At 57.0% G+C, this 430-nt stretch carries 1 pseudogene; it reads right to left on the reverse strand.

Going from position 1 to position 430, the window contains the following annotated elements:
* Positions 1 to 22: 22 nt before the first annotated feature.
* Positions 23 to 430 (reverse strand): annotated as a pseudogene (locus tag ACTHUM_RS20070) (ABC transporter ATP-binding protein); the annotation flags it as partial.

Below are 430 nucleotides of genomic sequence, written 5' to 3' on the forward strand. Positions count from 1 at the left end.
TCTTTGAGGAGGGAGGAAATCGTCATTGTGGATTTTGCTTATCTGTTGCCGGTTCGTCTTTGCGCAGGAAATCAAGGTAAAACGTTTCTAGCGAACCGTGTCCCTGCTGGAAGTAGCGGATTTGCGCGCCGCTTTGTTGCAGGGCGGCGTAAACGGCGGCGGCATCGTGCGCCGTTTCCATCATGCCGCGGCTGTCCACTTGCTTTGCACCCAAAGCGGCTAGCGTTTGAGGCGGCAGTGGCGGTTCGACGGTAAAACGCACGACACCGGTTTGCGTGCTTAGAAGCTCGTCCAAACCGCCGTGGTACACCAGTTTGCCGTGTTGCAGCAGCGCGATTTTGCCGCAAAGCTGCTCGATTTCCGACAGATAGTGCGAGGTGTAAACCACCGTTACCCCCTGCCGCGTCAAATCCGCCACGCTGTCGAGGAT

Source organism: Neisseria sp. P0021.S006, assembly GCF_051956895.1.